Source organism: Vibrio sp. B1ASS3 (genome assembly GCF_905175355.1).
GTDB lineage: Bacteria > Pseudomonadota > Gammaproteobacteria > Enterobacterales > Vibrionaceae > Vibrio > Vibrio owensii.
Genome location: NZ_HG992743.1, coordinates 709,986 through 723,674 on the forward strand (window position 1 = coordinate 709,986; position 13,689 = coordinate 723,674).

10 protein-coding genes are annotated in these 13,689 nt (G+C 45.8%); 5 read left to right on the top strand and 5 right to left on the bottom strand.

Annotated elements, in window-relative coordinates:
- The first annotated feature begins 41 nt into the window (after nucleotides 1–41).
- The 5 genes from KJB05_RS21735 (at nucleotide 42) to KJB05_RS21755 (ending at nucleotide 5,642) form a co-directional block, all read left to right on the top strand.
- Nucleotides 42–1,271 (top strand): FtsX-like permease family protein, encoded by a 1,230-nt coding sequence (locus KJB05_RS21735; RefSeq protein WP_208444479.1) that lies wholly within the window; start codon nucleotides 42–44, stop codon nucleotides 1,269–1,271.
- Nucleotides 1,261–2,496 (top strand): FtsX-like permease family protein, encoded by a 1,236-nt coding sequence (locus tag KJB05_RS21740; protein WP_208444480.1) that lies wholly within the window; start codon nucleotides 1,261–1,263, stop codon nucleotides 2,494–2,496. The genes KJB05_RS21735 and KJB05_RS21740 overlap by 11 nt, the downstream gene beginning before the upstream one ends.
- Nucleotides 2,496–3,209: an ABC transporter ATP-binding protein gene (locus tag KJB05_RS21745; RefSeq protein ID WP_009704729.1), complete on the top strand. Its 714-nt coding sequence runs from the start codon at nucleotides 2,496–2,498 to the stop codon at nucleotides 3,207–3,209. Before KJB05_RS21740 ends, KJB05_RS21745 begins: the two co-directional genes overlap by 1 nt.
- The gene (locus KJB05_RS21750; protein WP_244142901.1) at nucleotides 3,202–4,461 is read left to right on the top strand and encodes a hypothetical protein; all 1,260 of its coding nucleotides are present in this window, start codon (nucleotides 3,202–3,204) and stop codon (nucleotides 4,459–4,461) included. The genes KJB05_RS21745 and KJB05_RS21750 overlap by 8 nt, the downstream gene beginning before the upstream one ends.
- A 290-nt stretch (nucleotides 4,462–4,751) precedes the next feature.
- Nucleotides 4,752–5,642, top strand: coding sequence for a sigma-70 family RNA polymerase sigma factor (locus KJB05_RS21755; protein WP_208444482.1), 891 nt, complete (start codon nucleotides 4,752–4,754; stop codon nucleotides 5,640–5,642).
- A 226-nt stretch (nucleotides 5,643–5,868) separates the two neighbouring features.
- Here KJB05_RS21755 and KJB05_RS21760 read toward each other — a convergent pair whose 3' ends face one another.
- The 5 genes from KJB05_RS21760 to KJB05_RS21780 all read right to left on the bottom strand — a co-directional run bounded on the left by KJB05_RS21760 (nucleotide 5,869) and on the right by KJB05_RS21780 (nucleotide 13,687).
- A complete protein-coding gene (locus tag KJB05_RS21760) occupies nucleotides 5,869–6,237 on the bottom strand; it encodes a hypothetical protein (protein ID WP_039839724.1) in 369 nt (122 codons plus the stop codon).
- 108 nt (nucleotides 6,238–6,345) lie between these two features.
- Nucleotides 6,346–8,484: an ATP-binding cassette domain-containing protein gene (locus KJB05_RS21765; protein WP_005442632.1), complete on the bottom strand. Its 2,139-nt coding sequence runs from the start codon at nucleotides 8,482–8,484 to the stop codon at nucleotides 6,346–6,348.
- A complete protein-coding gene (locus KJB05_RS21770) occupies nucleotides 8,481–10,067 on the bottom strand; it encodes an ATP-binding cassette domain-containing protein (protein ID WP_041053448.1) in 1,587 nt (528 codons plus the stop codon). The genes KJB05_RS21765 and KJB05_RS21770 overlap by 4 nt, the downstream gene beginning before the upstream one ends.
- On the bottom strand, nucleotides 10,057–11,481 hold the full coding sequence (locus KJB05_RS21775) for a TolC family protein (protein ID WP_208444483.1): 1,425 nt from the start codon (nucleotides 11,479–11,481) through the stop codon (nucleotides 10,057–10,059). Before KJB05_RS21775 ends, KJB05_RS21770 begins: the two co-directional genes overlap by 11 nt.
- Nucleotides 11,456–13,687, bottom strand: a complete 2,232-nt coding sequence (locus KJB05_RS21780; protein WP_208444484.1) for a response regulator — start codon at nucleotides 13,685–13,687, stop codon at nucleotides 11,456–11,458. Before KJB05_RS21780 ends, KJB05_RS21775 begins: the two co-directional genes overlap by 26 nt.
- Between the last annotated feature and the right edge of the window lie 2 nt (nucleotides 13,688–13,689).

A 13,689-nucleotide genomic window follows, 5' to 3' on the forward strand; every position in this document is an offset into this window, starting at 1 on the left:
AAGAAGCGGATAATCAAACATCAACGGAAGGAAGCGAATCAATGCTTGTGAAACTGGCTTGGCGAAACCTCTGGCGACAAAAGCGCAGGACACTACTGACGGCGTCTGCGTTGGCATTGGTGCTGTTTCTTTCGCTTATTACGCGAGCGTTTCAAGAAGGCAGTTATACGTCCAATATCAAAAATGCCGCTAAGTTTTATACGGGTCTGATTCAACTGCAAAATCCCGAGTTTGGTGACTCTTCCAGTATTGATGATGTCTTGCCGCAAACCGCCTCTTTCATTTCCGCGGCGAAAAACAATCCCAATATTGATGTCGTATTACCTCGGGTAGAGTCTTTTGCTTTAGCCGCAAAAGATGAACGCTCAAAAGGCGTGATGGTACTAGGCGTTGAGCCTGAAGCTGAAGATCAGTACTCCAATATCAGCGACAAATTGATTGAGGGAAGCTACATCCAATCAGGGCAAAAATCAGTGCTAGTTGGTGGTGGTTTAGCCAATTATTTGCAACTCAAGGTTGGCGATGAATTGGTGCTTTACGGTGTCGGTTATCGAGGACAGACCGCGGCAGGTTTGTATCAAATCTCGGGCATTCTTCATTTTCCTTTGCAGCAGCTTGATTCTCAGTTGGTCTATATGCCGCTCGATACTGCGCAAAGCCTGTATTCATTGGATGACCAAGTCACCGCATGGGTTTTAAATACGGAGAGTTTAAGAGCCTTACCTGATACCGTTGAACAACTTAAAGCCGAGTATGGCAAAAATATCGCCGTGAAGGATTGGAAAGAGTTGTCGCCAGAAATGGCACAGCAAATCGCCTTAGATAAAGCGGGCGGTATTTTCTTGATTTACATTCTCTACGGCATTGTTGGTTTTGGCTTGTTTGCGACTATCTTAATGACGACATTAGAACGCCAACGTGAGTTTGCTGTTATGTTAGCAACCGGAATGCTGCGCTCCAAGCTCGTCCTTCTGCTCACGATAGAGTCTCTGTTTATGTCCGTCATTGGCATTCTTATTGGGCTTATCGTGAGTGCTCCTGTGTTGGGGTATTTCTATTTTAATCCAATTGAAATTACCGGCGATGCTGCCAAGTTGATGCGCGAAAGTGGTTTTGAACCTATTGTGCCTGTCTCGCTCGACCCACATTTACTGCTCAATCAAATCGCCGTCGTGCTGTTCATTCTTTTATTATGTCTGCTTTACCCAATGGTTCGCATGTTTCGAATGCCAATTGCGGCAGGGTTAAAAGGAGGTGCTCATGCTGGTTAAGTTGGCGTGGCGTAACTTGTGGCGCAACAAGTTGAGAACCTCAATTATGCTCGGAGCCATGGTATTTGGCTTGATGGGCGTGGTTGCCATGATGGGATTCATGAATGGCTTGGTCGATAGCATGATCAAGAACGCCATCTCTTGGCAAACCAGTCATTTGCAGATCCAGCAAAAGTCCTACTTAGTCAATCCAGAGCTAAAAGATGTGATTCCCGATGCGGATAAGATAAGCAAAGTGTTGGCCAGTAACCGAGAAGTGAAAGCCATCTCTGAGCGATTTATAGCAGATGGCATGATAGCGTCGGCGCGCAGTACACGTGGTATTCGCATCAACGGCGTTAATATCGAGCAAGAGCAAAACATCACGCCACTCTCGAAACATATTGTCGACGGAGAATGGCTGAGCGAAGAAGGCAGAAATCCGATTTTAGTATCGAGCAAGATAGCTGAGCGATTAAAGCTACGTGTCGGCTCCAAAGTGGTACTCACTCTGTCTGATGTGAATGGGGAGGTTGCAGGTGCGGCATTTCGTGTTCGAGGCATATTCAAAACACCATCGACAGGGTTTGATGACGGGAATGTTTACGTCCGAAAAGCGGATCTTGAAAAGGTAGCGGGGCTGAGTGGCACGCACGAAATTGCGATACTCCTTACTTCTAATAACGATGCTGAGCTCAAGCAGTTACTGGCGTTCAGTCACTCTATTTTGTCGCCGGAAAGTAAAGGCTTGCTCAGTGTGAGACCTTGGCAGGAGATCCAGCCTTTGCTCTCCACCATGATGAGCACGATGGATGTTTCCAACCAAGTGATGTTGGTGGTATTTGTGCTGGCGATGACCCTTGGCATCATTAATATCATGCTGATGTCGGTGTTTGAACGCACGCGAGAGTTCGGTGTGTTAATGGCGGTCGGGATGCAAAAACACAAGATACGCTTGTTGATCGTTTTCGAAACCTTGTTCCTCGGATTAAGCGGTTGTGCGCTTGGGTTACTCGGGAGTGCAATTATGCTTAAGATGCTAAGTGTTACCGGATTGTCGCTGGCTGGCATGGCGGAAGGGCTAGGGGCTTATGGCGTGGATACCTTGCTTTATCCACGGGTATCAATAGCGGAATATCAAATGATCATGGTCGCGATTTTTGTTGCCAGCCTTATCGCAGCCCTGTATCCCGCACGACAAATTTTGAAGCATCGACCTGTGGATGCTATGGCGGAGAAAAGCTAATGACCATCAAACTAGAAAACCTAACTAAGATTTACAACGCCGATGGTGATTACCCTGTGCACGCAGTGCAGTCGGTAGACTTAGAGATTAAGCAGGGGGAATTTGTTGCGATCATGGGACCATCCGGTTCGGGCAAAACGACGTTGCTGAACATGATTGGCGGTATTGATGCCCCAAGCTCTGGCAAAGTGGAAATCGACGGTTGCATGATTTCATCGATGTCAGAAAAAGAACTGATTGCCTATCGTCGCGATAATATAGGCTTCATCTTCCAAGACTATAGTTTGTTACCTGTGTTAACCGCGCTTGAGAATGTGGAATTCGTCATGCAGCTGCAAGGTAAAACCGAGCGAGAGTGTCGTGAACGTGCGACGTCCTTACTTGAACAAGTGGGATTAGCGGAACAGATGAATAAGGTGCCAGGTAAAATGTCCGGCGGGCAGCAACAGCGTGTTGCGGTTGCTCGTGCTTTAGCGCCGAAGCCTCGTTTTGTCATGGCGGACGAACCTACTGCCAATCTAGACGCTAAAAGCACTGCGGAGCTGCTCGACATTATGGAGCAACTTAGCGAACAAGAGGGAACGACGTTTATCTTCTCGACCCATGACCCGCGAGTGATAAAACGTGCACACCGCATTATCGTATTTGAAGATGGTCGTTTAGCGCGTGATTTCAGTAATATTGATAATCGCGCAGAGAGGTCGCATGCATAGAGCGGTTTCCTATTTGTCTGCGACTTGCACCAAAGCTCTCCAATTCAATATAGGCTTGCCCAGAACAAAAGTAAATGCAGTGTTTATTAAGGCGTTAAGTCTTTCATTGCTTAGTCTTCAAGCTGGTTCTGTCTTGTCTGCTGTTCCCGGATTAGAGCCTCAAAAATCATGGGATTTGGATGGTTACATCAAATACATGGCAACCTACAGTATTCCTGATGGCACTGATAATACGTTCGATAACCTGATACACAATCGACTTAACTTTGAATACCGTTTTTCCTCTAGCTGGCGTGTGAATGTTGGGTTACGAAACCGAGCTCTTTGGGGCGATTCTACCGACTTTCCTGGCTATGCCGATTTAGTCGCGTTGGATTCTGGTTACATGGATTTAAGCAAAAACTGGCATGAAGATGATGTGGTCATTAACAGTCAGCTTGATCGCTTGTATCTCACTTGGCAGCAAGATGACTGGGGAGCGCAACTAGGGCGCTTTCGTATCAATTGGTCGATGAATACGATATGGAATCCAAACGATATCTACAATGCGTATTCGATTTACGATTTTGACTATGAAGAGCGAGCAGGCATGGATGCGGTCATGCTGAGCAGAAAATTAGGTTTTGCCGATGGGGTAGATTTGGTGTTTTCACCAGCTCGTCAATCAGGACAAGACAGTGCCTCACTGCGTTATTTCGCCAATCAATCGGGATGGGATTATCAGTTTATTGCAGGACGAGCTCGGATGGATTACGTACTCGGCGTTGGTTTTGCAACGGATGTGTTTGATGCGGGTTTTCGTGGAGAGCTCACGTGGTTTGATCCCATTGATCCAGAATTTGAGGGTGAACCAACCAAAAAGACCACGGTTGCCAGTATTGAATCAGATTACAGCTTTGGCGGCAAACGCAGCTGGATGGGGCGTGCAGCGTGGTTATTTATCTCTGAACCGCAAGATGCATCAAGCGCATTGGCGTATTTGAATCTTCCTCTCGATGCAAAAACGTTGAGCTTTACAAGAAATACATGGTACGCCGATGTGAGCTTTGACTTAACGCCTTTAAATCGCGTCACGCTCTCAACCAGTTACTACGATGATCATTCCTATTTCCTTGGGATATCGAGTAACTATTCCCTTGCTAATGACTGGCAGTTGCTCACGGTAATCCAAAGCTTTAACGGTAACGGTGATAGTTTGTTTGGCGAAACACCTGCGACTTTGTTGTTTGCTAATATAAAGTACAGTTTTTAAATGTGTGTTTTAACAGTGAATTTGTTTAACTGTTAGTAAGTAAAACTCTTCTATCAACTCTGATGTAAGTACGATACTGAATGTTGCTCCATAAATCTCAACCCGCTCGCGCTTTGACAGTTGAGTGCTGGGTTGATATGAAATTAAATGCAATTTCTTGGTAAAGCTAAAAAGCCTTGTCTACACTCAACGTAAAACGAATATTATTCGTTGGGTGGCATATTGGTTGAGCCACGGAGAAAAGTAGCCAAAGAGCTACAACAGTTAAGTTGGCTGATAAGGACGGGGAAATGAACAACGAGTGTTTTGCTAGGTCCCGAGGTGTCACGGATGAGATGCCAATGAAAGAAACGCCTTCTGCAGGTAAAGATCCTTACGCGCATTATCTAAAAGACATCGTGGGGATTGATTTACTCTCTCGAGAAGATGAACTGCATTACGCCAAGCTTAATCGTGCGGGTGATAAAGAAGCGCGCGAGGTAATGATTGAGTCTAACTTACGTTTAGTGGTGAAAATTGCAAAAAGCTACTTAAAACGTACTGGTAACAACTTCACGCTGCTTGATTTGATTGAAGAAGGCAACATTGGCTTGATCAAAGCCATCGACAAGTATGATCCTGAGCCGGGTTATCGTTTTTCAACTTACGCAGTGTGGTGGATTCGCGAAAACATTGAAGCGGCATTAATGAACAACGGTCGCACGGTGCGTTTGCCTGCTCACGTTTGTAAAGAGATAAATAGCCTTGCGTCGAAAAAGCATGATGCGAGCAAAACCATGAGCAAAGACATTTCGATTTCAGAGTTGTCCCATTGTTCAGGTGTAAAGGTAGAGCGTGTTGATGAGTTAGTCGCGTTGAGTGGCTTTATCGATGTTTCAACAACTGTCGACCTTAATCATGCGCCATTTGTGCTCGAACAGTGCGAAAGCGAATACACAACAGATCCACAGCAAGATTGCGAAGACCATTGCTTTACTCAAGCACTGGAACACGTCGTTAACACATTGCCTGTGAAGTTACAGCAAGTACTCATTCATCGCTTCGGTTTATTTGAACATAACGTGAAAACATTAGCTGAAGTCGGGGACTTACTGAATGTCTCTAATGAACGCGTGAGACAAATGCAGAAAGAGGCGGTAGAGCGAATACAAAAACGTCTTCAGTTTGATGGATGGGTTTGATACCAATCGTAGCAAATAAGTGATCAATCTAGCTGGTTAAAACGCTCGATAACGTCGTTTAAAATTTTAATTGTAGAATCACTACTTATCGAAAATTTTCGCCTTGTTCTCAAGCGTTTTTCCTGCGCTAACTTTGATCACCTACTTACTGTGATTGGTATAAACACCGATAAATAGCTTCTAAAAAGCCAGCGTCATTGCTGGCTTTTTTCTATCTGCGTGTTGCTCAGTTGGTCTTTGCTTGTTCTTCGGCAAAAAGCAGTAACTCAAGTTGTGCTTTTGCGGAGGGTTCGAGTGTCCAGATGCTCAACATGCGGTTAAGGGCAGCTCGATACACTTTGCTCTTGAGTAAGAAAGCGAGGGTGCTCGTGTAGTTGTTCACCACTTGAGTTTGTGTTGCCACTAGCTCCGCTTTGTTTGCGATGTCGATTTGCTCGAGATTGAAATCAGGCAAAAATGCACACTCGTACCACACCTCGACAATCTCGCGGATTTCGAGTTCTTCTTCAGGCACATCAAAGTCCTGCAATGCGTGGTTTTCCGGTATCGCTGATAAATAAACCACATCCAATTTGTCAGCAACAAATGTATACATCTGAATCCTAAATACCTCTAAATCTCGGTCGAATCATCTCTCTGGTTTATATCTTTGTCAATTGTATCTGTCTGATTAAAGAGTTAATTGTGAATAAGCGCCACAGTCTTAACTTAAGCTGTTTAAGTATTTGTCTGTTAAGCCAAAATATTTCAAGTTGCCGTCTGGCTCTAATACCAAGCTCATGTTCGAAGTGGCGATCAAACCCGGATCATTTGTAGAGAACACCACTGTTTTGTTTAGCAATTTATCGGTGAACAAGCGGTTGAAGTACTGGGCATTTTCTTGCTCAGCGCCATTAAATGGCTCATCAATGATGATCAGTGATTGTTCACAGCTTCCAAGCCCCAGCGCGAGGCGCAATTTCTGTTGAATACCGTTAGGTAAATTCTTGCATTTATCTACGCTTAGCTGAGTGTTCAATCCTTCTGGCAACCACGCATCGAGTTCGAAAAAGCTCACCATCTCTTGCATCTTTTCTGTAGGGATGAGTCCATTATGCAAGATGAAGTTGGTCTCCAAAGAGCCTTCAAAAATATGTAAATTAAACGGGATGTAGTTAATCGAGGTTCGGTAGCGATAGCTGTTGAACTGTTTGATGTTGTAGCCGTCTACCGACACTGCGCCTTGGTATCTATCTTCTAAACCCGCAAGAATGGAAATTAGCGTGGTTTTACCGCAACCAGTCGGTCCACAAATCACCACTTTCGCCCCTGGGGCAATTTTAAACCCGAGATTGGTTAAGCCTGTTGCCGCGCCAGTGTAGCGATGGCTTACACCGCTGCCGACAATGCTGCCTTGGAACAGGCGAATAGGGGGGCTTTTCTCTAACGTTAGCTTGTCGTCATTCATTGCCATAAGGTTGTTGATTTGCGCAGAAGACGCCTTAATGGATTGGAATTTAGATATGGAGTTGTAGATACCCATTATCGGACCTAACGCCTTCCAGACTAAAATTACAGTTGCAAGCATGGCGCCAGCGTCAGACGTTCCATCCATTACACCGATAACCGCGGTCACGATACTTGCGGTACCAATCACCTGAATCAAACTGCCACCTGCGGCTTGAACCTTACTGTTGGTCACAGCAACGTTTTCTGCATCGTTGGTGCTTTGCATGTGTGAAGCGCTGAAGCGAGATTGAATAACGCGCAACAGTGGCAAGCCTTGGATGGTTTTGATGCCGCGAAGAATCTCATTCCATTGGTAAGAAACCATGGCGTTGGCGCGAGAGCTCTTAGACGTGGCTTGTGAGTAGATGTAACGAGAATAAACACAGAACACCAACATCAGAATCAACCCCGCCATGACGACCAATGCAGCGGTTCCGGACATGATGGCAATCGCGACAATGAACACGATAACAAACGGCATGTCGAAGTAGCTCAAAGTTGACTCTGCCGTTACCAATCGGCGAAATGTGTCGATGTCTTTTAAACGCGCCAACTGAGAAGACACGCCGGCGGTGGACGTCATCGCATAAGGGAGCCATAGCAGCTTGGATATAACCGCTTGAGAAATGTGCACCGCCAAGTCCTTACCTGACGTGGCAATGATGTTGACCCGCATCTTCTTGAAAAAGTATTCCGAGAACCCAACAATCACCGCAAACAAGGTGAGCCAATAGAGCGTGGCTTGCGAGCTAGACGTCAAGGCGAAGTTGTACACACTCATGATAAAGAAGGGTTGGAGCGCGCCCAGGATACTGATGACAAAACTCAGAATAATCAGGCTTTTGAGTTCATTGTTGTAGCGATAAAACGCGTATTTAATCCAGTTACTGCGGTCTTGAGATTCAGGTGGTGGCTCTCGGAACAAGCGCGAGTATTCGCTGATCGAGACCAACAAACACGGCTTTTTGCAGAGCGGGTATTCAATGGTGTTGTTATTGGTGTAATCAAACAGGATCAGTTTGCCGTCTTTAGTGCCCAAGAAAATCGCAGTGAGGTTTTCTATCTCGATAAAGCAAGGATGAGGGTGCCCCTCGATGTGCTCCAACGTTTTTAATTTGGTGACGTCACAACGGTAACCAAGGCGCTCAATCGTGGCAATAAAACTGTCACTGTCTTTTGGTTTAGGGATAAAAGCGTCGCTGAGGATAGAAGGTGTGCCTTCCCATTCAAGCGCAATGAGGGTGTAAGCTAAACCACGAATTAAAGGTGACTGATTGTATCGTTCATCATAACTGCGAGCCTCAAAGTCCAACAAGCGTTGAGGAACATTATTAAAATCAACCAAAATACTCATTGGTCACCTCCGGTAAGTTTGACGCGTTTGAGGCGATGATTGAGCTTGTCCATCTTATTGCTGACGATGATGAGGATTTTGTCGTTGGCGCGATAGGCGGTACTGGTCAAAACCAATCGAGCAAAGTCGTCGTCATAAACACAGTCGATGTCGTCGAAGATCAACACTCGTTTGTTTGCAAGCAAGGCGCGCACTAGCAGCAAGGCATAAGCGACTTGGCGCGAGAATGGATTGCGTAAATGTCCTTTAAGTTCGGTGTAAAAACCAGCAGGAAGGGCATCGATTTGTGCTTTGATGTTCATGGTTTCGCAAAGCGCAAATGCGGTGTTGTTTAAGCTCGGGCGGAAACAAGTTAGGTTGTCGATGATGGTGCCTTCGACGAACGAACTGGTTTTGTCGACCATGAGCACGCTATTACGCCAGACGTTGTAGTTAACGTCATCGAGCGGTGTCTCGTTGATTTGGATATCGAGTTTGCTATCGGTGTTTTGCCGCGTAATGCAATTGGCGAGGTGGGTTTTGCCTGCGCCGCTTTTCCCCGTCAGCAAGTAAGCCTGACCGCGTTCAAACTCGATGCGTTGTTTTTCCGAATACTTCACCGAGATACGCTCGACTTCTGTCGTGTCATTTTGTTGTTCTACAGATGCAGCAAGTTCAAGTAACTCGGCGATACGCTGAATATGAAGCTTGTTCAACTCCCAGCGGCTCACCGTGCGCATCACTTGCTGGTATGGCGCGAAGTAACGGTTGGTAAGCATTATGATGGCTGCCATGATGCCTTGACTCGATTGCATGTTGATAACTGCCGTTGCCAAAACTACCACCACACAAGCAATGGAGAGCTGTTGTATGAGCGACAAGATAAGGCTGAAGTTCGATTCGATCTGCTCGTATTTGATGTTCTCGACTTCACGCTCTTCCACCATTTGTGTCATCAAGCTCTCAACGCGATATTCCATATTGCGCGCTTTGATATCAAGGGGGCTAGAGATGATCTCGATGATTTTCGAAGTGGTTAAGCCTTCGATGTCGGATTTGTTTTCTAGGCTGTTGATTTTTTGCTTAGACAGGCTCAGCGCGAACACCGCCAAAACGATGGAGGCAAGTAAGATGGTCACCCCAGCCCAGATGTTGATCAGACCGATAATCAGAATGGTCAGTATGCTGACTGCAAGGTTGATCAATGCCCGTACAGATTCTCCGCCAAAGAAGGATTTAATCTCTGGAATGGTGGCAATACGTTCTAGGTATTCACCGGGTTCTAGGCGACGAAACTTCGATATCTCAGCCAAACAGATGGATTGAAACACTTTGTTGGTTAAGTTGGTTTCGAACTGCTTCATGATCACCGACGAGATCTTCTCTTCCTGATTCTTTAAGTGATAATCGAGGAAGATAGTGATCAAGATAATGGCAAACAGAAGAAACAGCGTGTCTTTAGCTTGGTTAGGTAAAACACGGTCAAAGATAATCAGAATCGAAAAGGGCAGCACTAAACCAAACAGCGTCGAGATGACCGTGGAGAAAGTCAGGTAACACTTGTCTGCAAAGTTAATCTTTTGGGAAAAATGCTCAGTTTGCATTGCGACCTCCTTTCTTAATCGATGGTTTGGAGAGAAGGTGTTTTGGAACTAAGTCTTGATTGCTTCTGTCTTCGATATTGCTCATCAACTGCATGATGCTTTCGATGGATTGCACCGACAGCATGCCTTTGATTTGCTCAAGATTGATCGATTCAATGATGTAGTCATAACGCGCGCTCTCGTAATCACGTAGCGCGCTAAACAGTTTACTTTCCGCTGCCAGTAAGTCGGTAATGGTTCGCGTGCCAAGCTGGTAAGCGCGTTGAATGCCTTTGTAGGAAGCGTAGTTTGCACGGATGATGTTCTCGTAACTGCTGATGGCGCGCGAGAAGTCATTAATGTTGAGTACCGAGGTGTTAACGCTATTGCGCGTCGTGAACAATGAATCTTGGTACAGTAGCTCCGTTCGCTCGATGGCAGTCGACGATTTTTGATAACCGTAGTAATCCGAACCGCCGGAGAAAATCGGCACATTCAAGTTCAAGCCGACGCTGGTGGAGTTACTGTCCCCTGTTGCGGTGGGGTCGGTTCGGTCATAGTTGTTCGCATCGTCATAACGGTAACTGGCAGAGAGCGATACGGTCGGCACAAAGTTTGAACCGCTTTCTTTCAAGCCTCTTCGGCTGCGTTCTACGGTCTTCTTCGCAACCAATAAGTCGTTATTTAGCTTCAAAGCTTGCTCAAGAATCGCGCGTTGTTCGGATTCGCTGATTTCCGCCAAGGGCACGCTTTCGTAGATGTCCTGCGATGGGGTGACTGGATATTGAACTTGAATCTCTAAACCGTTCAAAATCACACGTCGGTCTTTCTCTAAGGTTCTTAAGCGATTGGCAATGCCTTCTTTCTGGGCAATTACCTCATACAACTCGCTCGCCGCAGTGTTGCCAAGTTCCACGTTGCGGCGCATTTGGCGCTCACGTGTTTCAGACGATTTAAGCTCGACTTTGGTGGCTTTGATTTGCGCGTTGTTTTTCAGGTACTCGAAATACTGAGTCGCGATTTCAGAAATGGTGCTCTGGATTTTGTTCTCGTGTTTGATTTCTTCAATGTTGAAATCAAGCTTCGCGGTGCCGTATTTGAAGATGTCGCCAAGGTTAAACACCGATTGAGATAAAGACACGCTGTAGCTGTTCGAGTTGTAGCTAGAACGTGTATCCGGTGTTCCCGTTAAGATGGTTTCGTTCTCATTCCATGTGGTATCAGCGGCACCGTTTAAAGAGGGTAGAAACTTAGAACGGCTAATGTCGATGTTGTATTCGTTTTCTTCCACGCCTTTGTCACTAGCGCGTAGAGATAAGTTGTTTTCCAAGCCGAGTTTGACCGCCTCAAGCAAGGTGGTCGCCATTGCCGAAGGAGCATTGCTCAATGTAAGCGCTGCCAATACGCAGCTAGTTAAGTTTCTGTACCGCCACATACTTGTTGATCACCTTGATGATTTCGTCGTTTTTATAAGGTTTGCTGATCACGTAATCCATTCCAGCTTCGATACAAGCTTGGTGTTCATTACTGCTGGTCAATGCTGTCGCACCTATAATGGTGCAAGGGTTTTGTCCGCTCTCTTGTTCGTATTGTCGAATGCGTTTGGTCGCTTCAATGCCGCCCATGCCCGGCATGATGCAGTCCATAAAAATGATGTCCGAGCGCTGGTTCATGAAGTGCTGAACGGCGTCTGCGCCATCGCCAACGGTATCGGCTTCGTATTCTTGCTTGCTCAAAATACGTTTGAGTAGAATCTGTTGAACACGGTCATCTTCCACAATTAGGAATGAGCTGTTCTCCATCTGATCTTCAGAGGCTTCCGCTTCCATGATTGCCAATAGGTTAGGGATGAACTCATACGGAATCGCAGGAGAGTTCAGAATCTTGTCGACAAAGGTATGGCTCTCTTGTGCTTGCTGAGTGCTAGAGACTGAAAGCAGCAATTTAGTATTCGGATGATTGCGCAGTTGCGATTTCACTGTTTTGCTCAGTGAGGGCAGCTTGTTTGGCTCGAACGTGTCGGTCAGCATGATGGCATCGTATTCGCCAAAGGTTTTTGCAGCAGAGAAGAGCTCGTTCGGCGTTCGAATTGGCGTGATCTCTAAGCCCAAGTTGACGAGCATCTTGTTCATCACATCAATGCGCAGCTGAGAGTTGGCACACAATAAGAGGCGCTTATTGTCGAAGCGAGTTTTCTCGGTGTGGAAGTTTTTGGCTTTCAAATCGAGCTGAATTTGAAAACGTTCCTGATTGCCCGATTGATACCAATGGCTCTCGTAATAGCCATAATCTTTCAGTACGCTTTTTGCCAAATCGTCTTTGGTTGCAGTGTGCTGTTTATGGTCGCTCCAGTGTAGAGTATTGAGCTTGGCAAACGGCACATCCAGTGTGGTTAAGAAGTTTAGATTGATGGTCAGGCGAGTGTTTTCAATGTCTGACGCTGCGCCCGATTCAATGGTGACAAACAGTTTTTTGTCGGCTTTGAGCTGGATGGCATTCGATAGCTGTAGGAACAACACCCAGAATAAGCTGGTGGATTGCCCTTCAACACGGTTTGGTAAGTTATCCGAGATAAAGCAGTCTAGCTCACCTTCATTTCGCTGCACTTTTGAACTGATGTGAATCATCAATTCAGACAGTACATTTAGCAGTGAAAACTCTTTCGATTTGCTCTCGGTCCCTTGTGAAATGAGTCGGTTGTAGTTCTCTGCCAATTCAGACAGGGTATTGGCAGCCGAGGTTATATCTTGCGCCATCAACACGCCGCTTTCATCGGTCTCTTGTACGAGATATTGCACGCCGCCGTTAATAGTGTTGGTGATGCCACGAATCTCGTAACCAATCAGAGCATAGAGTTGCTTGTAGAGATCGTTATTGCGTTTTTGCTCTTCGAGTTTGCTGAAAATCAGTTTTAGGTGAGAGTAAATCTGACGCTGCTTCGGATTGATGCTCACTTCATTCAGCAACTCTTCTAACCTTTGTAAATCAAGTTGTTTGAGCTCTTGATAAAGCCCATCGAATTCTTGGTCAATGTCTCGCTCATTCGAACTGGATTTTTTCAGTTTTAGGATTGCCACTAAATTCGATAGAACGGCGATACCAACCAGTACGACAACAACCATAAACAACCAAATGAAGAACTCGTTTTTCTCCATCATTAGGTCGCTCGCATGGTTGTTAAACATGGTGCGATAGTTGTCGTCCATTTGTAGGTAGTTATTGGTGAGCGAGAGATACAATGCCAACACATCGTCGCGTGTTTTTGAGCTGTCCGAGAAGCGATTAATCGCCAATTCAAGTTGCGTATATTCGGTCGCACCTACCAAGCTAAACTCGGTTTTGTTGAGTGACGCGAGAGACTTAAACTGATCAATTTCGTTTTTCAGAACCTCAAAATCGAGCTCTGTTGTACTGCAATAACGCGCGGCTAAACAGCGCTGAAGCGTTTGGATATCAAGTTCGATGGTTTGGTTGAGTTGTTGAGCTTGAACTAACAGAGGCGCGTTTTGCACTTGCTCCACTGAATCCACTTTTTCCCAAGAAACATACAAATAGAAGGCGAGGGCAGCCAGCACCAAGCTGAAAGCAATGCTCAGGCGCATAACAGGAACGGAAATATTGTAGGAAGGTTTGTTACTCATCC